Annotated in this window: 24 protein-coding genes; 12 read left to right on the forward strand and 12 right to left on the reverse strand. The window is 64.5% G+C overall.

What is annotated here, in order from left to right; all coding sequences use genetic code 11:
- Window positions 1-7 precede the first annotated feature (7 nt).
- Window positions 8-1,249, forward strand: a complete 1,242-nt coding sequence (locus ROZ00_06040) for a DUF1015 family protein (protein ID MDT3735764.1) — start codon at window positions 8-10, stop codon at window positions 1,247-1,249.
- 57 nt (window positions 1,250-1,306) lie between these two features.
- Here the strand turns inward: ROZ00_06040 and ROZ00_06045 are convergent, their stop codons facing one another.
- The 12 genes from ROZ00_06045 to ROZ00_06100 all read right to left on the reverse strand — a co-directional run bounded on the left by ROZ00_06045 (window position 1,307) and on the right by ROZ00_06100 (window position 9,905).
- Window positions 1,307-1,693: a DUF2237 domain-containing protein gene (locus ROZ00_06045; protein ID MDT3735765.1), complete on the reverse strand. Its 387-nt coding sequence runs from the start codon at window positions 1,691-1,693 to the stop codon at window positions 1,307-1,309.
- On the reverse strand, window positions 1,690-1,884 hold the full coding sequence (gene iscX, locus ROZ00_06050) for a Fe-S cluster assembly protein IscX (GenBank protein ID MDT3735766.1): 195 nt from the start codon (window positions 1,882-1,884) through the stop codon (window positions 1,690-1,692). The genes ROZ00_06045 and iscX overlap by 4 nt, the downstream gene beginning before the upstream one ends.
- Window positions 1,881-2,225 (reverse strand): ISC system 2Fe-2S type ferredoxin, encoded by a 345-nt coding sequence (fdx, locus tag ROZ00_06055; protein ID MDT3735767.1) that lies wholly within the window; start codon window positions 2,223-2,225, stop codon window positions 1,881-1,883. Before fdx ends, iscX begins: the two co-directional genes overlap by 4 nt.
- Entirely contained in the window at window positions 2,222-4,090 is a 1,869-nt protein-coding gene (hscA, locus tag ROZ00_06060) for a Fe-S protein assembly chaperone HscA (GenBank protein MDT3735768.1), read from the reverse strand. The genes fdx and hscA overlap by 4 nt, the downstream gene beginning before the upstream one ends.
- 10 nt (window positions 4,091-4,100) lie before the next feature.
- Entirely contained in the window at window positions 4,101-4,640 is a 540-nt protein-coding gene (gene hscB / locus ROZ00_06065; protein ID MDT3735769.1) for a Fe-S protein assembly co-chaperone HscB, read from the reverse strand.
- A gap of 13 nt (window positions 4,641-4,653) precedes the next feature.
- On the reverse strand, window positions 4,654-4,977 hold the full coding sequence (iscA, locus tag ROZ00_06070; protein MDT3735770.1) for an iron-sulfur cluster assembly protein IscA: 324 nt from the start codon (window positions 4,975-4,977) through the stop codon (window positions 4,654-4,656).
- A 10-nt stretch (window positions 4,978-4,987) separates the two neighbouring features.
- Window positions 4,988-5,371 (reverse strand): Fe-S cluster assembly scaffold IscU, encoded by a 384-nt coding sequence (gene iscU / locus ROZ00_06075; GenBank protein MDT3735771.1) that lies wholly within the window; start codon window positions 5,369-5,371, stop codon window positions 4,988-4,990.
- Window positions 5,372-5,392: 21 nt separating this feature from the next.
- Window positions 5,393-6,604: an IscS subfamily cysteine desulfurase gene (locus ROZ00_06080; protein ID MDT3735772.1), complete on the reverse strand. Its 1,212-nt coding sequence runs from the start codon at window positions 6,602-6,604 to the stop codon at window positions 5,393-5,395.
- 17 nt (window positions 6,605-6,621) lie between these two features.
- Window positions 6,622-7,779 (reverse strand): cysteine desulfurase family protein, encoded by a 1,158-nt coding sequence (locus ROZ00_06085; protein ID MDT3735773.1) that lies wholly within the window; start codon window positions 7,777-7,779, stop codon window positions 6,622-6,624.
- A 13-nt stretch (window positions 7,780-7,792) separates the two neighbouring features.
- The gene (gene iscR, locus ROZ00_06090) at window positions 7,793-8,275 is read right to left on the reverse strand and encodes a Fe-S cluster assembly transcriptional regulator IscR (protein MDT3735774.1); all 483 of its coding nucleotides are present in this window, start codon (window positions 8,273-8,275) and stop codon (window positions 7,793-7,795) included.
- A gap of 90 nt (window positions 8,276-8,365) precedes the next feature.
- Window positions 8,366-9,118 (reverse strand): serine O-acetyltransferase, encoded by a 753-nt coding sequence (gene cysE / locus ROZ00_06095; GenBank protein MDT3735775.1) that lies wholly within the window; start codon window positions 9,116-9,118, stop codon window positions 8,366-8,368.
- Between the two features lie 52 nt (window positions 9,119-9,170).
- Entirely contained in the window at window positions 9,171-9,905 is a 735-nt protein-coding gene (locus tag ROZ00_06100) for an RNA methyltransferase (GenBank protein ID MDT3735776.1), read from the reverse strand.
- Between the two features lie 56 nt (window positions 9,906-9,961).
- Between ROZ00_06100 and ROZ00_06105 the strand changes: the two genes are divergently transcribed.
- The 11 genes from ROZ00_06105 to ROZ00_06155 all read left to right on the forward strand — a co-directional run bounded on the left by ROZ00_06105 (window position 9,962) and on the right by ROZ00_06155 (window position 19,232).
- The gene (locus tag ROZ00_06105) at window positions 9,962-10,759 is read left to right on the forward strand and encodes an inositol monophosphatase family protein (protein ID MDT3735777.1); all 798 of its coding nucleotides are present in this window, start codon (window positions 9,962-9,964) and stop codon (window positions 10,757-10,759) included.
- Between the two features lie 9 nt (window positions 10,760-10,768).
- The gene (locus tag ROZ00_06110) at window positions 10,769-11,629 is read left to right on the forward strand and encodes a M23 family metallopeptidase (GenBank protein ID MDT3735778.1); all 861 of its coding nucleotides are present in this window, start codon (window positions 10,769-10,771) and stop codon (window positions 11,627-11,629) included.
- Between the two features lie 34 nt (window positions 11,630-11,663).
- On the forward strand, window positions 11,664-12,716 hold the full coding sequence (locus ROZ00_06115; protein MDT3735779.1) for a metal-dependent hydrolase: 1,053 nt from the start codon (window positions 11,664-11,666) through the stop codon (window positions 12,714-12,716).
- Between the two features lie 1,083 nt (window positions 12,717-13,799).
- Window positions 13,800-14,258 carry a hypothetical protein gene (locus tag ROZ00_06120; protein ID MDT3735780.1) on the forward strand — a complete coding sequence of 153 codons (459 nt, stop codon included), beginning with the start codon at window positions 13,800-13,802 and terminating at the stop codon, window positions 14,256-14,258.
- 129 nt (window positions 14,259-14,387) lie between these two features.
- Window positions 14,388-15,077 (forward strand): hypothetical protein, encoded by a 690-nt coding sequence (locus ROZ00_06125; GenBank protein MDT3735781.1) that lies wholly within the window; start codon window positions 14,388-14,390, stop codon window positions 15,075-15,077.
- A 49-nt stretch (window positions 15,078-15,126) separates the two neighbouring features.
- Window positions 15,127-15,825: a hypothetical protein gene (locus ROZ00_06130; GenBank protein ID MDT3735782.1), complete on the forward strand. Its 699-nt coding sequence runs from the start codon at window positions 15,127-15,129 to the stop codon at window positions 15,823-15,825.
- 50 nt (window positions 15,826-15,875) lie between these two features.
- Complete coding sequence (locus ROZ00_06135; GenBank protein ID MDT3735783.1) at window positions 15,876-16,295, forward strand: hypothetical protein; 420 nt, start codon at window positions 15,876-15,878, stop codon at window positions 16,293-16,295.
- Between the two features lie 9 nt (window positions 16,296-16,304).
- Complete coding sequence (locus ROZ00_06140; GenBank protein ID MDT3735784.1) at window positions 16,305-16,898, forward strand: hypothetical protein; 594 nt, start codon at window positions 16,305-16,307, stop codon at window positions 16,896-16,898.
- Window positions 16,899-16,974: 76 nt separating this feature from the next.
- Window positions 16,975-17,535 carry a cysteine hydrolase family protein gene (locus tag ROZ00_06145; GenBank protein ID MDT3735785.1) on the forward strand — a complete coding sequence of 187 codons (561 nt, stop codon included), beginning with the start codon at window positions 16,975-16,977 and terminating at the stop codon, window positions 17,533-17,535.
- Window positions 17,536-17,584: 49 nt separating this feature from the next.
- Window positions 17,585-18,481: a dienelactone hydrolase family protein gene (locus tag ROZ00_06150; protein MDT3735786.1), complete on the forward strand. Its 897-nt coding sequence runs from the start codon at window positions 17,585-17,587 to the stop codon at window positions 18,479-18,481.
- Between the two features lie 4 nt (window positions 18,482-18,485).
- Window positions 18,486-19,232 carry an SDR family oxidoreductase gene (locus ROZ00_06155; protein ID MDT3735787.1) on the forward strand — a complete coding sequence of 249 codons (747 nt, stop codon included), beginning with the start codon at window positions 18,486-18,488 and terminating at the stop codon, window positions 19,230-19,232.

A 19,232-nucleotide genomic window follows, 5' to 3' on the forward strand; every position in this document is an offset into this window, starting at 1 on the left:
AAGCAACATGTCGCTCATCAAACCCTTCCGCGGCCTGCGCCCGGCGCCCGGCCGCGCCGCCGAAATCGCCGCCCCGCCCTACGACGTGCTCTCCGCCGAGGAGGCCCGGGTGCGGGCCGCCGGCAAGCCGAACAGCTTCCTGCACATCTCCAAGGCCGAGATCGACCTGCCGCCGGAGATCGACCACTACTCGCCGCAGGTCTACGCCAAGTCGCGCGAAAACTTCGACCGCATGATCCGGGAGGCCGTGCTCAAGCAGGACGACGCGCCCTGCTACTACGCCTACCGCCTGGTGATGGGCGGCCACAGCCAGACCGGCCTGGTCGCCGCCGCCTCGGTCGCCGACTACGACAGCAACCGCATCCGCAAGCACGAGTTCACGCGGCCGGACAAGGAGGACGACCGCGTGCGCCAGATCGAGGCGCTCAACGCCCAGACCGGTCCGGTGCTGCTGGCCCATCCCGATTCGTCGGAAGTCGACGCCATCCTGGCGCAGGCTTCGGCCGGGGAGCCGGACGCCGACGTGACGGCCGACGACGGCATCCGCCACACGATCTGGGCGATCCGCGACGCCGCCGTGCTGCAGCGGCTGACTTTGGCCTTCGACGCCATGCATGCGCTCTACATCGCCGACGGCCACCACCGCTCGGCGGCCGCCTCGCGCGTCGCCGCCGCGCGTCACGCCAAGAACTCGCACCACACGGGCGAGGAGGACTACAACTACTTCCTCGCCGTGATCTTCCCGCACCACCAGATGCGCATCATGGACTACAACCGCGTGGTGAAGGACCTCAACGGCCTCAGCCGCGACGGCTTCCTGGCGCGCCTGACCGAGCGCTTCGTCGTCTCGATGTGCGCGCCGCGCACGAAACCGTCGCAGCGCGGCGAGTTCAGCCTCTACCTGCCCGGCCAGTGGTACCGCCTGACCATCCACCCGCACCACATCCCGACCGAGGACCCGGTGGCGCGGCTCGACGTCAGCCTGCTCTCGGACCACCTGCTCGGGCCGGTGCTCGGCATCAAGGACCTGCGCCGCGACAAGCGCATCGACTTCGTCGGCGGCATTCGCGGCCTGGAGGAACTGGAGCGCCGCGTCGACAGCGGCGAGATGGCGGCGGCCTTCGCCCTGCACGCCACCGACATGGAAGACCTGATGTCGGTCGCCGACGCCGGCGAAGTGATGCCGCCGAAGTCGACCTGGTTCGAGCCCAAGCTGGCCGACGGCCTGGTGTCGCACGTGCTGGACTGAGCCGTTCCGTGCAGGCAAAAAGGCCGCCCGAGGGCGGCCTTTTTGCTGGGCATATGGTCAGTGCAGGTCGACGGCGTAGCGCTTCAGCGCTTCCAGCGGGATCAGATCCAGCGTCGCCTCGTTGGTGGCGTTGAGCACCACCTGCGGCGCCATGCCGGCGTTGTAGGCTTCGACCCAGCGCGCGGCGCACAGACACCAGCGCTGGCCGGGCTGCACGCCGGGGAAATCGTACTCGGGCATCGGCGTCGACAGGTCGTTGCCGCGGCTCTTCGAGAAGGCGAGGAATTCCTCGCTGGCGACGATGCAGACGGTGTGGCGGCCGACGTCCTGAGGGCCGGTGTCGCAGCAGCCGGTGCGAAAGAAGCCGGTCACCGGCTTCTCGCTGCACACGCCGAGCGGGCCGCCAAGCACGTTGCGCTGCAGGCCGCCTTCGTCGCGGTTCATTCCTTCTCTTCGATCCAGGCGGTCTGGATCGCCTCCAGAATTTTCTCCCCGCAATGGCCGGGGTCGTCGTCGAAGTCCGGCAGCGCCCTCACCCAGTTCATCAGGTCGACGAAGTTGATCTTCATCGGGTCGACGTCCGGATGGGCATCGGCCAGCTCGATGGCGATGTCGTTGATGTCGGTCCACTTCATTTCTTGTGACCCTCGCTCACCATGTTGATGGTGTACTTCGGGATTTCCACGACCAGCGGCGTCTGCGTCACCAGCGCCTGGCAGGACAGGCGCGAATGCGGCTCCAGGCCCCAGGCCTTGTCGAGCAGGTCCTCCTCCTTCTCCTCGGCCTCGGCCAGCCCGTCGAAGCCCTCGCGGACGACCACATGGCAGGTGGTGCAGGCGCAGGACTTCTCGCAGGCGTGCTCGATCTCGATGCCGTTCTGCAGGAGGCCGTCGCAGATGGAAGTGCCGGGCGGGACGTCGATCACCGCCCCGTCCGGGCACAGCTCGACATGCGGGAGAACGATGATCTGGGTCATATCTTGAACTCGACTATTTTTTGTCCGGTGAGCGCGCGCTTGATGCCCTGGTCCATGCGGCGGGCGGCGAAATCCTGCGTGGCGGCGTTCAGCGAGTCGATGCCCGCCTTGATGGCGCGATGGTCGGTGCCGGCGATGCGCTTCTTCAGCGAGGCGATCTCCTCGTCGATGTCGGCGCGTTCCCCGGCGCGCAGCAGGCGGCCGTCCGCGGCCAGGGCCGCCTCGACGGCTTCGATCAGGCGCTCGGCCTCGACCTGCTGCTCGCGCAAGTTGCGCGCCTGCACGTCGGCGTCGACCTTGTCGATGGACTCCTTCAGCATGCCGGCGATCTCGTCGTCGGTGAGGCCGTAGGACGGCTTCACCATGATGGAGGCTTCGACGCCCGAGGTCATCTCGCGCGCCGACACGGCCAGCAGGCCATCGGCGTCAACCTGGAAGGTGACGCGGATGCGCGCCGCCCCCGCCACCATGGGCGGAATGCCGCGCAACTCGAACTTGGCCAGCGAGCGGCAGTCGGCGACCAGCTCGCGCTCGCCCTGCACGACGTGGAAGCTCATCGCCGTCTGGCCGTCCTTGAAAGTGGTGAATTCCTGCGCCTTGGCGATCGGGATGGTCGAGTTGCGCGGGATCACCTTCTCGGTGAGGCCGCCCATCGTCTCCAGCCCGAGCGAGAGCGGAATGACATCGAGCAGCAGCCAGTCGTCGGCGCCGGCGCGGTTGCCGGCCAGCACGTTGGCCTGCATGGCCGCGCCCAGCGCCACCACCTTCTCCGGGTCGAGGTTGGTCAGCGGCTCCTGCTTGAAGTAGTCGGCGACGGCGCGCTGCACCTGCGGCATGCGCGTGGCGCCGCCGACCATCACCACGCCCTTGATGTCGTCCACCGTCAGGCCGGCGTCGCGCAGCGCCTTGCGCGTCGGGCCGAGGGTCTTCGAGATGAGGGTCTTGGTGATGTCGGCGAAGGTGTCGATATTCAGCGTCAGGTCGACCTTTTCGCCGGTGGACAGCTCGGCGTGGATCGGCGCCACGTCGTGGCCGGTCAGCATCTCCTTGGCCTCGCGCGCCTTCAGCAGCAGGCTGCGCGTGTCCTCGATGCTGGGGAAGCGAATCTTGGCATCGTCGAGGATCCAGCAGTACACGCGCTGGTCGAAGTCGTCGCCGCCGAGCGCCGCGTCGCCGTTGGTGGCGAGCACCTCGAAGACGCCGCGCGAGAGCTTGAGGATGGAGATGTCGAAGGTGCCGCCGCCGAGGTCGAACACGGCATAGACGCCTTCCGAGGCGTTGTCGAGGCCGTAGGCGATGGCGGCCGCCGTCGGCTCGTTGAGCAGGCGCAGCACGTTCAGCCCGGCCAGCTTGGCCGCGTCCTTGGTGGCCTGGCGCTGGGCGTCGTCGAAATAGGCCGGCACGGTGATGACGGCGCCGACCAGCTCGCCGCCGAGGCTCGCCTCGGCGCGGAGACGCAGCGACTTGAGGATTTCCGCGGAGATTTCCACCGGACTCTTCACGCCGGCGACGGTGCGCAGGCGCACCATGCCCTCGGCGTCGAGGAAGTCGTAGGGCATCGACTCGATGTGGGAGACGTCCTTGAGGCCGCGTCCCATGAAGCGCTTGGCGGAGACGATGGTGTTGCGCGGGTCGCTGGCCTGGGTGCCCTGCGCGACATAGCCTACATCGACGCCGCCATCCGCCTTGTAGTGCACGATGGAGGGCAGCAGGCTGCGGCCGTTCTCGTCGTTGAGCACGACGGCGATGCCGTTGCGCACGGTGGCGACGAGGGAGTTGGTGGTGCCCAGGTCGATGCCCACCGCCAGCCGATGCTGGTGCGGGGCCGCGGACATGCCCGGCTCGGAAATCTGCAGTAGCGCCATGAGGAAGTTGTTAGTTTTGGCTTTCGAGCGCTTCGAGCGCGTCTTCTATTTCATGTTCCAGTTTCTCGATGAACATCAGGCGGCGCACCGCGTCGGCCGCCGACGCATAGTCCTTTCTCGCGTCGATGTCGCGCTCGATCTCGCCGAGGATGCCGTCGGCGGTCTTCTCCAGGCGCTGCATCAGCTTCTCCAGCTCGTGATGGTCGCCCGCCGCGCGCGCCTCGGCCACCGCCTCGCGCCACTCCATCTGCTCCATGAGGAACGCCGGCGGCATCGCCGTGTTGCTCTCGTGCTCGGTATCGGTGCCGGCCAGCCGAAGCAGGTAGTGTGCGCGCGCGAGCGGCTTCCTCAGCGTGCGGTAGGCCTCGTTGACCTGCGTCGCCCATTGCATCGACAGGCGGCGCTCCGTCTCGGGCAGGTGGGCATGCCGGTCCGGATGCACCTTGCTCTGCATCGCGTGGTACGCCTGGTCGAGTTGCGACGCGTCGATGCGATAGGCGCGCTTGAGGCCGAACAGCGCGAAGAAATCCTGGCTGAAATCCGGAACCATCGTGCGCTGGCGGTCAGACGTTGAAGCTTTCCCCGCAGCCGCACTGGTCCTTGACGTTGGGGTTGTTGAACTTGAACCCCTCGTTGAGGCCCTCGCGCGCGTAGTCCAGTTCCGTGCCGTCGACGTAGGGCAGGCTCTTCGGGTCGACCAGCACCTTGACGCCGTGGCTCTCGAAGACGATGTCCTCCGCGGCCGCCTCGTCGGCGAACTCCAGCTTGTAGGACATGCCGGAGCAGCCCGAGGTCTTCACGCCGATGCGCACGCCGACGCCCTTGCCGCGCTTGGCGATGAAATTGGAGACGTGCTTCGCCGCCCTTTCGCTCAATGTGACTGCCATGTCCTCACCTTTACGCGTCGTGCTTCTTCTTGTAATCGGCCACAGCCGCCTTGATGGCGTCCTCGGCCAGTATCGAGCAGTGGATTTTAACCGGAGGCAGGGCCAGTTCCTCGGCGATCTGCGTATTCTTGATCTCCAGCGCCTGGTCCACCGTCTTGCCCTTCACCCACTCGGTGACGAGCGAGCTGGAGGCGATGGCCGAGCCGCAGCCGTAGGTCTTGAACTTGGCGTCCTCGATGACGCCCTCCTTGTTCACCTTGATCTGCAGCTTCATGACGTCGCCGCAGGCCGGCGCGCCGACCATGCCGGTGCCGATGCCGTCTTCCTCCTTGTCGAAGGCGCCGACGTTGCGCGGATGTTCGTAGTGGTCGAGAACCTTTTCGCTGTATGACATTTTCGCTGCTCCTTCAAAAACTCAGTGCGCCGCCCACTGGACGGTGTTCAGGTCGATGCCTTCCTTGTACATATCCCACAGCGGCGACATCTCGCGCAGCTTGCCGATCTGCCGGTGCAGGAGCTGGATCGTGTAGTCGATTTCCTCGACCGTCGTGAAGCGGCCGATGGTGAAGCGGATCGAGCTGTGCGCCAGCTCGTCCTGGCGGCCCAGCGCACGCAGCACGTAGGACGGCTCCAGGCTGGCCGAGGTGCACGCCGAGCCGGACGACACCGCCACGTCCTTGATCGCCATCATCAGCGACTCGCCCTCGACGAAGGCGAAGCTGACGTTGAGGTTGTGCGGTACGCGCTGCTCGAGGTCGCCGTTGAGGAAGACCTGCTCGATGTCGGAGAGGCCCTTCCACAGGCGGTCGCGCAGCATGCGGATGCGCTCGTTCTCGCTCGCCATTTCCTCGCGCGCGAAGCGGAAGGCCTCGCCCATGCCGACGATCTGGTGCGTCGCCAGGGTGCCGGAGCGCAGGCCGCGCTCGTGGCCGCCGCCGTGCATCTGCGCTTCCAGGCGAATGCGCGGCTTGCGCCGCACGTAGAGCGCGCCGATGCCCTTCGGGCCATAGGTCTTGTGCGCCGAGAAGGACATCAGGTCGACCTTCAGCTTGCCGAGGTCGATCGCCACCTTGCCGGTCGCCTGGGCGGCGTCGACGTGGAGGAGGACGCCCTTGCCGCGGCAGATCTCGCCCATCTGCTCGATCGGCTGGATGACGCCGATCTCGTTGTTCACGTACATCACCGAGGCGAGGATGGTGTCGGGGCGCAGCGCCGCCTTGAACTGCTCCAGGTCGACCAGGCCGTTCTCCTGCGGATCGAGGTAGGTCACCTCGAAGCCCTGCCGCTCCAGCTCGCGCATGGTGTCGAGCACCGCCTTGTGCTCGGTCTTCACCGTGACCAGGTGCTTGCCCTTGCCCTGGTAGAAAAAGGCGGCGCCCTTGATGGCGAGGTTGTTCGACTCGGTGGCGCCGGAGGTCCACACGATCTCCTTCGGGTCGGCGCCCACCAGCGCGGCGACATTCTCCCGCGCTTCCTCGACGGCCTTCTCCGCCTCCCAGCCGTAGGCATGCGAGCGCGAGGCCGGGTTGCCGAACTTCTCGACGAGCCAGGGAATCATCCGCTCGGCGACGCGCGGGTCGACCGGGGTCGTCGCGGAATAGTCGAGGTAGATGGGGAATTTCAGCATGCTCTTCTCCAATATTCTCAGGCGGCCACGGCGGCCAGCCCTTTCAGTTTTCTCGTCGTTTCGCCGAGCGCCTGCAAAAAGCGCGCGACGTCTTCTTCCGTATTGGCGCGGCCGAGCGAGACGCGCAGCGCGCCCTTCGCCATGCCGGCCTCGACGCCCATCGCCAGCAGCGTGTGCGAGGGCTCGGGCGAGACGCTCGAGCAGGCCGAGCCGCTCGCCACGGCGTAGCCGGCGCGATCCAGTTGCGCCACCAGGGTCTCGCCGTCGATGCCGGCCAGCGCAAAGAATGTCGTGTTCGGCAGGCGCGGCGCATTGCGGCTGAAGATTGCCGCACCCGAGGCCGCCAGGCCCTGCTCCAGCCGGCCGCGCAGGTCCGCCAGCTGCGCGGCATCGGCTTCCAGCCGCGCCGTCGCCAGTTCGCAGGCCGCGCCGAAGCCGACGATGGCCGCGACGTTCTCGGTGCCCGAGCGCAGGTTGCGCTCCTGGCCGCCGCCGGAAATCAGCGGCTTCAACTCGATGCGCTTGTCCAGCACCAGCGCGGCGGCGCCCTTCGGGCCGTAGATCTTGTGCGCCGATATAGTCAGTGCGTTCACCCCGGCGGCATTCAGCGCGCGGAAGTCGATGGCCACCTTGCCCAGCGCCTGCACCGCGTCGGTATGGAACCAGGCCTTCGCGGCGCGCGCCTGCGCCGCCAGCGCGGGAATGTCCTGCAGCACGCCGGTCTCGTTGTTGGCGAGCATCACCGACACCAGCGCAGCCTTCTTCGCCAGCGCCGCGGAAAAGTCAGTCTCCACGACACGGCCCTCGGCATCCACGGCGATCTCGTGCAGGTCCCAGCCGAGCCGCCTCAGGTCGGCCGCCGGCTCGCGCACGCAGGGGTGCTCGATGGCCGACACCGCCACGGTGCCGGGCTTCAGGCAGGCCGCCGCGCCCTTGATGAAGAGGTTGTTGGCCTCCGAGCCGCCGCTGGCGAACACCACCTCGGTCGGATGCGCCCCCACCGCCGCCGCGACCTGCTGGCGCGCCGTATCGATGGCGGCGCGCGCCGCGCGGCCGTACTCGTGGCGGCTGGACGGGTTGCCGTAGCGTTCCCCGAGGAACGGCAGCATGGCCTCCAGCACGCGCGCGTCGAGCGGCGTCGTGGCGTTGTGATCGAGGTAGGCCGGGGCGAACACGGAGAAGCTTTCCTCAGGCGGACACCGCCACGTTGCCGTGCCGTGCGCCGCGCAGGCGGTCGTCGATCGCCACCGTGGAAGCGATGGCCTTGGCCTTCGGCTGGTTCACCAGGTCGAGCAGGGACACCGAAGCCAGGTACTCGTGCATGCGCTTGTTGAGGTTGGTCCACAGGTCGTGGGTCATGCAGCGCTGCTCGTCGGCGCAGTTCTCGCGGCCGCCGCAGTTGGTGGCGTCCAGCGGCTCGTCCACCGCCGCGATGATGTCGGCGACGGAGACTTCGTTCATGCCGCGCGCCAGGCGGTAGCCGCCGCCGGGGCCGCGCACGCTCGCCACGATGTGGTGGCGGCGCAGCTTGCCGAACAGCTGCTCCAGGTAGGACAGGGAAATCTTCTGGCGCTCGCTGATGCCCGCCAGCGTCACCGGTCCGTTGGTCTGGCGCTGGGCCAGATCGATCATTGCCGTCACCGCAAAGCGGCCTTTCGTCGTCAGTCTCATGTTTGGATCCTCTCCAAAAAAGACGCTTGCGCGCCTAATACTTGAACATTTAAGTCGACTATACAAAGACCAATAAGTTCGGTCAACTATTTAGTCAACTATTTTGCTCAAGTACTGCGGATCGAACTTGTCGGCCGTGGCCAACTCGTCCGCCTTGCAGACTCCGGTTTGTTCAAGGCATTTCAACAACATATCCAGGCGCCGGTCGGTCTCGACAGCATGGTCGAGCAGGCCGTGGATGGCCTGGGACAGCGGGTCGTCCTCGTTGCGCGTCACCGCGTAGGCCGAGAAGCCCATCTGGCCGGCTTTGATTTCACGGGCAATTTCGCTGCGGTCCTCGACGATGCGGGCCGGGATGCCGACGGCGGTCGCCCGCGCCGGCACGTCGCGCACCACCACGGCGTTCGAGCCGACCTTGGCCCCCTCGCCCAACGTGATCGGGCCCAGCACCTTGGCGCCGGCGCCGATCACCACGCCGCGCTCCAGGGTCGGGTGGCGTTTGCCCTTGTTCCAGGAGGTGCCGCCCAGGGTGACGCCGTGGTACAGCGTGCAGTCGTCGCCGATCAGCGCCGTCTCGCCGATCACCACGCCCATGCCGTGGTCGATGAAGAAGCGGCGGCCGATCGTCGCGCCGGGATGGATCTCGATGCCGGTGATCCAGCGCGCGAAATGCGAGTTCAGGCGCGCCAGCCACTTCAGTCCGTGGCCCCACAGCCAGTGCGAAACGCGATGGAAGATCAGCGCATGCAGGCCCGGATAGCAGGTCAGCACCTCCCAGGTGTTGCGGGCGGCGGGATCGCGGTCGAAAACGCAGGCGATGTCTTCACGCAGGCGGCTGAACATCTCGGATTCCTAGTATCAGCAAACGCTGAAATGTTACAAAAAACCCTCGGTTTTAGTCAACTTTATCGCCGGGTTTTTTCATGAAGGTCTTCAGCATGCCGCGCAACAGGCTGACCTCGTCGCGCTCGAGTGCGATGCGGTCGAACAGGCGGCGCAGGCGCGGCATCAGGCGCTTCGGGTGGGCCGGGTCGAGGAAGCCGCTCTGCGTGACGGCGGCTTCGAGGTGCGCGTAGAAATGGCGGATCTCCTCGGCCGTCGCCGGCGGGTTCTCCGGCGCCGGCGGCGCGCCGGGGTCGAGCGCCGCCAGGCGCAGCTCGTAGCTCATCACCTGCACCGCCGCGCCGAGGTTGAGCGAGGAATAGTCGGGATTGGTCGGGATCATCACCGGCAGGCGGCACAGCGCCACTTCCTCGTTGGAGAGCCCCGCCGTCTCGTTGCCGAACACCAGTGCAACATCGCCATGCGAGGCTGCGCCGACGATTTTCGGCGCAGCCTCGCGCGCCCACAGCGGCGGCGGCGCGAGCTCGCGCATGCGCGCCGTCATCGCCGCGGCGAGTACCGTGCCTTCGAGCGCCTCCTCCAGCGATCCGCAGACGACGGCGCCTTCCAGCACGTCGCGCGCATTCGAGGAGCGGGCGCGCCCCACGCCGTCGGGATCGGCGCAGGGATTCACCAGGTACAGCTGCGACAGCCCCATGGTCTTCATGGCGCGCGCGGCGGCGCCGATGTTGCCCGGGTGGCTGGTGTGGGAGAGGACGATGCGGATGCGGTCGAGTGTGTTGTTCATATACAATGCGGCCTTCTTCGCCGCAGCCGATGCGGCACGCTCATTAACGGACGCCCATGCACCCGACACTCAACATCGCCGTCAAGGCCGCGCGACGCGCCGGCGGCATCATCAACCGCGCCTCGCGCGACGTCGAACAGATCAAGGTGAGCGCCAAGCGCGACAAGGATTTCGTCACCGAGGTCGACAAGGCCGCCGAGGAGGCCATCATCGGCGTGCTGCGCGAGGCATATCCGGACCACGCGATTCTAGCAGAGGAGTCCGGCGCCTCCGGCGACTCCGAGCACGTCTGGATCATCGATCCGCTCGACGGCACCACCAACTTCATCCACGGCTTCCCGCAGTACGCCATCTCCATCGCCCAGTCGCACAAGGGCGTGCTGCAGCACGCGGTGATCTACGACCCGAACCGCAACGAGCTGTTCACCGCCAGCAAGGGCGCCGGCGCCTACCTCAACGAGCGGCGCATCCGCGTCTCGAAGCGCGCCAAGATGAACGAGGCGCTGATCGGCACCGGCTTCCCCTTCCGTTACTTCGAGCACGTCGACGCCTACCTCGGCATCTTCCGCGACATGATGCACAAGACCGCCGGCGTGCGCCGCCCCGGCGCCGCCGCGCTCGACCTCGCCTGGGTGGCGGCCGGCCGCATCGACGGCTTCTGGGAACTCGGCCTTGCGCCCTGGGACATGGCGGCCGGAGCGCTGCTCATCACCGAGGCCGGCGGCCTCGTCGGCGACCTCGGCGGCGAAGCCAACTACCTCGACACCGGCAACATCGTCGGCGGCAACCCGAAGGTCTTCGTGCAGCTGCTGCAGATCATCGCGCCGCACCTCAACGCCAAGCTGAAGGCGTAGGCGCCGGCCATGACGAAAATACCGTCGGCTTTGCCGCTCGTGCTGCTCGCCATGCTGCTGGCCATGCCGGCGCAGGCGCAGATGGGCGGCTTCGGACGCAAGGGCATGGGCGGCGGACGGGCCGATGCCATGCAGGGGAAGCGCAACGGCGAAGATGCGGCCGCGCCTGCCCGCGACACCGTCGAGCGGCGCGACCACGCCATCGACGCCAGCGGCCTGGAAGCGGCCTTCCCCGAAGGCCATGCCTGCCAGCCCATCTCCTGCCCCTTCGCGTCTCCCACCCGCTACGACGGCAGCCGCCGGCCCAACGACCGCAACGGCGGGCTGCACGGCGGCATCGACCTCAGCCTGGACGAGGGCACGCCGCTCTTGGCCATCGCCGACGGCGAAGTCATCGCGCTCGGCGAAGGCGGGCGCATGGAAGGCATCTATCTCTGGCTGCGCCATTCGCCGGAAGACACCGGCCTGCCGTACTGGGTGTTCAGCAAATACCAGCATTTTTCCGCCCTGCCGAAGCTGAAGGTCGGCGAGCGCGTGAAGGCCGGTCAGACGGTCGGCCCCTCGGGTGCGACCGGCACGGCCGGTGGACACTATGGCGCGACCGGCTATCCGCACCTGCACCTGTCCACCTACTTCGGCCCCAGCGGCGAGTACGAGATCAGGGGCATGTTCGCCTCGATGGTGAGCGGCAAGGACGCCGTCCTCGACGACGCCCTGCTCCTCTACCTGCGGGATTTCCGCGACCTGTCCGAAGTGCGCAAGCTGCCGGAGGCGCGCCGCACCGTCCGCCCCGCCATCGTCGGCGAAGATGGCGGCATCTTCCCGCCGGGCAGCAAGACCGTCTGGCCGGTGGCCTGCAAGCGCAAGTAGGCGACATGCGCCAACCGCAAGGCTGCGTTCGCACATGGACCCGCTGACCCACGGCCTGCTCGGCGCCGTCGCCGCGAAGGCCGTGCTCGGTCGCCGCCTTGGCCACGCCGGCTGGATGATCGGCGCCGCCGCCGGCATGCTGCCCGACGTCGACTTCTTCATCCGCAGCGACGCCGACCCGCTGCTCAACATCGAATACCACCGCCAGTTCACGCACTCCCTCGTCGCCATCCCGCTCGGCGGCGCCCTCGCCGCCCTGCCGTGGCTGACTTTGCGGAAATTCCGCGAACAATGGCGCGGCGTGCTGGCGGCGGGCCTCCTCGGCTACGCCACCCACGGCGTGCTCGACGCCTGCACCACCTACGGCACGCACCTCGCGTGGCCCTTCTCGCCGGTGCGCGAATCGTGGAACCTGATGACCACCATCGGGCCGCTGTTCACCCTGTTCCTGCTGCTCGGCCTGTTCTTCGCCGCGCGAAGGCAATCGCGCGCGCCGGCCGTCGCCGCGCTGACGCTGTGCCTGGCCTATGTCGGCGCGGCGGGCTGGCAGCGCGACCGCGCGGAGCAAGCCCTCGACCGCATCGCGCAATCGCGCGGCCACGCCGTCGACCGCCGGGAACTCTTCCCCACCGTCGGCAACCCGCTCGTCTGGCGCACCCTCTACCGCAGCGGCGACACCCTCTTCGCCGACCGCGTGCGCGTGCCGCTCTCGGGCGAAGCGCAATGGAAGGCCGGCCCGCGCATGGCGCACATGGACGAGCGCCACCTCACCGACGCCGAGCGCGCCGACCCGCGCGTGCGCCGCGACTTCCAGCGCTTCCGCTATTTTTCCGCCGGCTGGGTCACACGCGCGTCGCGCGACGCGAGCGTCGTCGCCGACGCCCGCTACTCGCTCGCCACCGACGCCTTCGAACCGATCTGGGGCGTGCGCTTCAAGCCCGCCCAGCCCGTCCCCACCGAATGGGTCGCCCGCGACCGCGAACGCAAGATCCCCTTCGGCGAACTCTGGCAGGAAATCACCGGCCGCGCCGAAGGCTATCGCCCCCTGCCGCCGGCGCGGCTCGAAGTCGTCCGCAAGGCGCCGTAACACCCCCTGCCCGCCGTCCTGCGGGGACTGACTTTTCCTCGGATGTCCCCGCCTGCCAGGAAGCCTGTTGGCACAGGTATCCGGATGGTATATTGCTGCAATGATTTCCCGATTTGCCGATATAGGCAACGCTCCTGAATGTGCCTAGATATGGATACCTCCCGGTTGCCATATATAGACACCAGTATCCATATATGGATGCTTGTATCCACATATGGATACCTTTTAATGACGACTACTTTACGTTAGACGATCATATGCGCCTCGGCCGTACGCAAAACAGATAATGATAAATGCATTGAAGATGCTTTATAAAGTGCGGACCGCTCTGCTATATAGCGGAGCGCTGCAGAGCGCGAGGCATAACGGAGTTATGCATCCCGATCTTCCGCGCTCCGCGAAAAGAGCAAGGGAACCGCATGAAAATTTGGCATTCGAGCGATTAAGAATTGCTGATTTACTCTCGCCGGCACAAATGACGCCTAACGCGTCGTTCGAGCGGCCTCGCGAACTGCGTTCGCGACTTCGCCCCTGGCGGGGGGCCGCTCAACTCCAAACACGTTGAAATCATCTTTATGCGTTCATGCTTCCTTACTGCAATCCAAGGCATTCTCGTCTTTCTTTCCGCTTGCACCTCAATGCACAACATCAAAACGGATGGCTTCAACCCACTCGGAGGTGGGTTTTACGACAACGAAATCAAACCGGGCCTTCACTGGTTGCAAGCAGATAGCAATTTTGCGCCTTTTCCGAATTATTCTTCTGCTCGGAAGACTTGGAAGGCACGAGCCATGGCGCTTTGTAAAGGTATGGAATATGAGGAATTGCAGGTTGAGGAATCGTCCGCAGAGCCTTGGGGGGCGGGTAGATTTGTTGCTACACGGCGAGGTTACATAGTGTGTGCATCATCAGGTCTGTCCCTTGCAGACGCGCTAAAGGTCATTCAGCAGCAAAGATAAGGAACTCATAAAGACGTACCGGTTATCTATGACATTAGATCCCCGTCCGATGCGCTGTCCATTTCGATTTCGAATTCTTGGCATCCTCGTCGCAATGCTTTCGCTTTCCGCTTTAGGACAAACAATGTTCTTGCGTGAATCCAGGCCAGAGACAGGAAGGGCCAATCTCTATTTCTTCCGCGCCACGCAACAGGATAAATCGCACATTTACGTTGAAATCCTTCTTGACGGAAGAAGGGTTGGCCTCCTTGGGGCAGGCGAATACTTTGTCATTTCCATCAAGCCAGGGCCGTATGCGTTGGCGGCCAATTCGCCGGTAGGCTCCAACCGCCGGTACGTTGGTACGACTACTCTTGAGGTTCGGCCGAACATGGAATATTTCGTTGAAGTCAGTGAGACCGAACGTACGAACACGATGGTGGACATTCTGCCTATAGCAGCCGGCAAATCGAATGTACCAGTTCCCATTGTCACGGAATCGACCAGTGTGAACGTTCGAAAATGGGAAATATCCGAAAGACACATTGATGAACTGCCTGTTGCTGGCATCCTCTCGTGCAGCAAAGTCGATGCCAATCCGTAACATCAGAATTCACGTGCGATTTCGCCTTAATAATCGCCTCGAGGCGGCTGCCGGGAACTGCACCACTCTGCTCCCACCGCCCTTCGGGCTATGGCGCTCCTGAACTAGCATGTTGGGCAATAATCGCCAATGATTCCCATCTTTGCTTTGCCGAACAGACTTCTCGCCTCCAAGATCAGATCGCCAAATATGGCATGGGTGTTGGTTACTACCGTTATTGCCATCGGACTTTATGGATGTTCGTCCCTCCCCCGTCAAATTGAGCAACTTTCAGGGATTGCACCTTGCTGCGTTGACGCCTCGCAATTCAGATTCGAAGTTCTGAAACAAGGTGAAGAAATCAAGACATCCTTTTCGGAATCTAGCCCGGTTTTCAATTTCCATACAGGGAAGAGCTATTTCGCCGCTTTCCAGCTGCCGCCATCAAATCGCGCCGGATCCAATTTATCCGTGCGTACGTTTTGGGCTGCCACCAAACTGGAGCAGCCTCAGGTTTTCTGTCCATCAGTTACGTTCTACGATGAGGACTTCAAGCCCATCACGACTGAATTATTCATGCTGTCTTACCACCCAGGAGCAACAAAAGAAGGTGGGCAATGGCGATCAATGGCCCCGGTGCCTTCCGAAGCGCTATACGCCGTCATGCACGCCGAAACCCGCCGTATAGGCAATTTACTGGCCATTACGACGGGAACTGTGGCCCCGCCATTGCTTCTTGTGGGCCCCGGGTTTGCCTACTACCAAAGCGGGGGAGCCGGCCAGGAAAAGTATCAATGCGGATACATTGGCCAAATCATATTGTCTGTTTCGCCGCAATGAGTGCAGCATGCTAGGCAGAAAATTTCTGACATGGTGCGCAATGATTGTCGTGGCCATCCAGGCCGGCTGCGCATCGACCCACAATCGGAAAACGGATGGCTTCAATCCTTCCGGCGGTGGCTTTTATGACCAGGAAATCCTTCCTGGTTTGTATCGCATGACGGCTTCCTCGAACCGATCATTGTGGCCAACCTTTGGCGCAGCCATCGATACATGGCGGGCTCGAGCCGACCAGCTCTGCGGACACAACCAGTATCAGGAGATTGTCGCATCAGAGGATGCCGGATACCAGGGAGCGGCAACGGTCTACGTTCGACCGGGCATACCGCTGTCCGCCCCACACTACAACACCACGATTACCGGCCACATCCTCTGCAACAATTCCGGAATGACCAGAAGCCAGGCAATCGCCTATCTGGACGAACAGGCGAAGCGTAGGGCCATGGAAGAGGATGAGGCTCAAACGAGGAAACTCGACGAACTCGGAGGAAGGCATTGCGGGACGGACGACCCGCTTGCCAGTCCAGAGAACCTTTTGCGTCGCGGCAAGATATTGTCCTCACGAAGCGAGTACCAATCCGCCTTGGCATGCTTCATGCGGGCACAGGCGCTTGAAGAAGGCACCCATGTTTATCGTGAAGCGTGCACTGCAATCGGAACCATGTATGAACTCGGATGGGGGGTCGAGAAAGACGTGCAGCAAGCGATGACATGGTACAAAAAGGGCGGCCTTGGTGCCGACAATTAACCCTTGGCCACTTCATAAACATCGAGCCGGATATGCAAGCAACCCTCCGAATGCTGGGTATCGTCGTTTTCCTGACCGGCTGCACGAACATCCCAAGCTATGAAGGCCCGAAGGGCGGCAGCCCGCCAGCGGTTGTTTCCAATTTCGGCTCGATCTTATGCGGCCCCTTATCTGCATTCCGCACGAGTCGAGTCTGCGGAGCGCGCGTTTTTACGGTCGACGGCCAAAGTGCAAGCATGTGGGCTTCGAGCATCGAGGTGGATCCCGGTCTGCATACATTCCGTTTCGTCTGCACCGCCTCGCCGGAGCCCGGTGGGAGCGACACGCCGAGATTGTTCACGTACCACACCGTCAGGCTGGTGTCCGGAGGGAAATACCGTATCGAAGCCGTCTGGGATGTCTATTGCCGAATGAGGCTGATTGACGAATCGAACGGCAACGTCCTGTCACAGGATCCAACTGACTTATGAAGGGGAAATATGACACGCAGCCTTGCAGGATTGGTTTTTTTTCTTTGCGCGACATGGTCAGCTGCAGTTCAAGCCCAATCCCCCGGGCAACCCATCACGCCCGGACAAGTGTTTACAGGCAGCTTGCTCAGTGTTCGAGCGCCTGACTCCGAAGGATGGGTGTTCGCCCCCGCCGGGAACAGCGGCCTGGCATTCGTCCGCCGAGGTGCTGAGCGGGACGAAACCTACGCAGCACAGGCCATATTATTCAGACTCACTCCGGCCGAAAACAGGGTGGAGTTCGTCCAACTGATCAGGGAACGGATCGACATGGTCAACCCTCCGTCCCGTTTCGAGCCTCTAGAGGCGAATTATGAGTTCACCGACCTGCGCGGATACCCATGCGTGCGTTACAAGTGCCTTTACAACGACAAGGAGGCACTGACGACATCCGGAACGCGAGAGCCGATGAAATTGCAGGTCGTTTCCATGTATTGTCGCCACCCCTCGCAGAAGGAGGTCGGTTTTTTTGCTGCTTATTCACACCGCGGCGCAAGCACAGATCCGGATCTCGACGCGCCCGCGCTACGTTTCATCGACGGTGTGCAAGTGCCTCAGAAATGATTAAATTTGCGGAATCGGCTGCAATTCAATTGATTGAGGCTAGCCCAAATCTACACCCAACCCCAATAGACGCAACATGACCACAGCCCTAGTACTCATCGACCTGCAAAACGACTACTTCCCCGGCGGCACGATGGAACTGGTTGGAGCGGAAGCCGCAGTCGCGCAGGCGGCGCGGCTGCTGCAGGCCTTTCGGCAGCAAGGGCAACCAGTCTTCCATGTCCAGCACATCGCCACGCGCCCCGGGGCGACCTTCTTTCTGCCCGGCACGCCGGGCGCCGAGATCCACAACGCGGTGCGGCCGAACGAGGGCGAGCCGGTGGTAGTGAAACATTTCCCGAACAGCTTCCGCGAGACGGGGCTGCTCGAGGCGCTGCGCGCGGCCGGGGCGACGAAGCTGATGTTCGCCGGCATGATGACGCACATGTGCGTGGATTCCACGGTGCGCGCGGCGGTCGACCTGGGCTTCCAGTGTTCGCTCGCGGCGGATGCCTGCGCCACGCGCGATCTGCAGTTGGGTGCGCAGCGCATCGAGGCCGCCGCCGTGCAGCTCGCCTACCTCGCCGGCCTGAACGGCCTGTTCGCCCGGGTGCGGACGGCCGACGAGCTGTGCGCCGAGGCGTGTTCCGGCGACTGACTTTTTTCCAGCGACACATGCTTCAGCCCGGACCAGAAAGGAAAATGCGATGAAGAAAAACGGTTTCATGCTTGGATTGGCTCTGCTCCTGCTGGGCGTGCCCGGCGCGAATGCGCTTGCCCAATACGGGACGCCGGAAACGCTGAAGGCCGAACTGAAGCAAGGCGACGACCTTTCCTTCCCGGCAGAGGCAACGGAACTGGGAACCTTTACCAGCCTGTCGAACGCCTTGCTCACGCCGGGCGGCAAGGGCTCCGGGAAACTGCCCGCACTCGTCGTCTTCCACACCTGCGGGGGCGTCAAGCAGCACATCCGTTATTGGGCGGAAGAGGCACTGAAGGAAGGCTACGTCGTACTGGTGCCGGATGCCATGCGCGGCCTCAAGAACGATTGCGGCTCGCCGCCGCAGATCGCGAATGCGCGCCTGATCAAGGATGCGCTCGACGCCGTTGCCCATCTCGCCACGCTGCCGTATGTCGACGCCAGGCGCATTTCCATCCTGGGCTTTTCGAAGGGCGCGCTGGTCGCCACCTGGGCCGCCAGTTCAAGCGTCGCGAATGCGCTGCGGCCGGGCGTGCCGCCGATCGCCTCGGCCGTTTCCGTTTACGGTTTCTGCGCCCTGGCGCCCACGCGCAAGCGGCCGCAAGGCGTGCAGATTCTCCAGCCCGACAGCGATCGCCCGCTGCTGATGCTCATGGGCGGCAAGGACAACGAAACGCCCCCGGCTTCATGCCTGGAGCGATTGCCCAGGCTCAAGGAAGCCGGCGCGCCGGTCGAATGGCACTTGTACCCGGATGCCACCCATGGCTGGGACCAGTCCGAGCTTCACGGCTTCACCAAGACCGCCTACAACGGTGAGCGCGTGACCTACCTGTACGACCAGGCCGTGACCGAAGACACGCGGAAGAGGATCTTCGATTTCCTGGCGAGGCGCGCAGGCAATTAGCGGCATGGACAGGATCATTCTCATCACCGGCGGCAGCCGCGGCATCGGCGCCGCAACGGCGCGGCTGGCGGCGGCCGAGGGCTACGCGGTGTGCATTGCCTATCTGCGCAACAGCCAGGCGGCGGAGGCGGTCGTGCGGGAGATCGCACAGGACGGCGGGAAGGCGATTGCCGTGTCCGCTGACGTGAGCGCCGAAGCCGATGTAGTGCGGCTCTTCGAGCGGGTGGATGCGGAGCTGGGGCGCGTGACGGCGCTTGTGAACAACGCCGGCATCCTTGAGAAGCACATGCGCGTCGACGAGATGGACGCCGCGCGCCTGTCGCGCGTACTCGCCGCCAACGTGACCGGCAGCTTCATTTGCGCGCGCGAGGCGGTGAAGCGCATGTCGACGCGCCACGGCGGATCGGGCGGCGCAATCGTCAACCTCTCCTCCGTCGCCTCGACGCTGGGCTCGCCGAACGAGTACGTCGACTACGCGGCCTCGAAGGGCGCCATCGACACCTTCACCGTCGGCTTGGCCAAGGAGGTCGCCGCCGAGGGCATCCGCGTGAACGCCGTGCGGCCCGGCGTGATCTACACCGACATTCACGCCGACGGCGGCGAGCCGGGCCGGGTGGATCGGGTGAAGTCGGCCGTGCCCATGCTGCGCGGCGGACAGCCGGAAGAAGTGGCGAAGGCCATCCTGTGGCTGCTCTCCGACGAGGCCTCGTATTCGACGGGAGCGATCCTCGACGTGGCAGGTGGGAGATAA

Origin of the sequence: Denitratisoma sp., assembly GCA_032027165.1 — a bacterium.
Taxonomy (GTDB): Bacteria; Pseudomonadota; Gammaproteobacteria; order Burkholderiales; family Rhodocyclaceae; genus Desulfobacillus.

Coding starts and splice junctions, on each gene's coding strand:
- ROZ00_06040 (MDT3735764.1), top strand. CDS start 8: ATGTCGCTCATCAAACCCTTCCGCGGCCTGCGCCCGGCGCCCGGCCGC.
- ROZ00_06045 (MDT3735765.1), bottom strand. CDS start 1,693: ATGAACCGCGACGAAGGCGGCCTGCAGCGCAACGTGCTTGGCGGCCCG.
- iscX (MDT3735766.1), bottom strand. CDS start 1,884: ATGAAGTGGACCGACATCAACGACATCGCCATCGAGCTGGCCGATGCC.
- fdx (MDT3735767.1), bottom strand. CDS start 2,225: ATGACCCAGATCATCGTTCTCCCGCATGTCGAGCTGTGCCCGGACGGG.
- hscA (MDT3735768.1), bottom strand. CDS start 4,090: ATGGCGCTACTGCAGATTTCCGAGCCGGGCATGTCCGCGGCCCCGCAC.
- hscB (MDT3735769.1), bottom strand. CDS start 4,640: ATGGTTCCGGATTTCAGCCAGGATTTCTTCGCGCTGTTCGGCCTCAAG.
- iscA (MDT3735770.1), bottom strand. CDS start 4,977: ATGGCAGTCACATTGAGCGAAAGGGCGGCGAAGCACGTCTCCAATTTC.
- iscU (MDT3735771.1), bottom strand. CDS start 5,371: ATGTCATACAGCGAAAAGGTTCTCGACCACTACGAACATCCGCGCAAC.
- ROZ00_06080 (MDT3735772.1), bottom strand. CDS start 6,604: ATGCTGAAATTCCCCATCTACCTCGACTATTCCGCGACGACCCCGGTC.
- iscR (MDT3735774.1), bottom strand. CDS start 8,275: ATGAGACTGACGACGAAAGGCCGCTTTGCGGTGACGGCAATGATCGAT.
- cysE (MDT3735775.1), bottom strand. CDS start 9,118: ATGTTCAGCCGCCTGCGTGAAGACATCGCCTGCGTTTTCGACCGCGAT.
- ROZ00_06100 (MDT3735776.1), bottom strand. CDS start 9,905: ATGAACAACACACTCGACCGCATCCGCATCGTCCTCTCCCACACCAGC.
- ROZ00_06105 (MDT3735777.1), top strand. CDS start 9,962: ATGCACCCGACACTCAACATCGCCGTCAAGGCCGCGCGACGCGCCGGC.
- ROZ00_06110 (MDT3735778.1), top strand. CDS start 10,769: ATGACGAAAATACCGTCGGCTTTGCCGCTCGTGCTGCTCGCCATGCTG.
- ROZ00_06115 (MDT3735779.1), top strand. CDS start 11,664: ATGGACCCGCTGACCCACGGCCTGCTCGGCGCCGTCGCCGCGAAGGCC.
- ROZ00_06120 (MDT3735780.1), top strand. CDS start 13,800: ATGTTCTTGCGTGAATCCAGGCCAGAGACAGGAAGGGCCAATCTCTAT.
- ROZ00_06125 (MDT3735781.1), top strand. CDS start 14,388: ATGATTCCCATCTTTGCTTTGCCGAACAGACTTCTCGCCTCCAAGATC.
- ROZ00_06135 (MDT3735783.1), top strand. CDS start 15,876: ATGCTGGGTATCGTCGTTTTCCTGACCGGCTGCACGAACATCCCAAGC.
- ROZ00_06140 (MDT3735784.1), top strand. CDS start 16,305: ATGACACGCAGCCTTGCAGGATTGGTTTTTTTTCTTTGCGCGACATGG.
- ROZ00_06145 (MDT3735785.1), top strand. CDS start 16,975: ATGACCACAGCCCTAGTACTCATCGACCTGCAAAACGACTACTTCCCC.
- ROZ00_06150 (MDT3735786.1), top strand. CDS start 17,585: ATGAAGAAAAACGGTTTCATGCTTGGATTGGCTCTGCTCCTGCTGGGC.
- ROZ00_06155 (MDT3735787.1), top strand. CDS start 18,486: ATGGACAGGATCATTCTCATCACCGGCGGCAGCCGCGGCATCGGCGCC.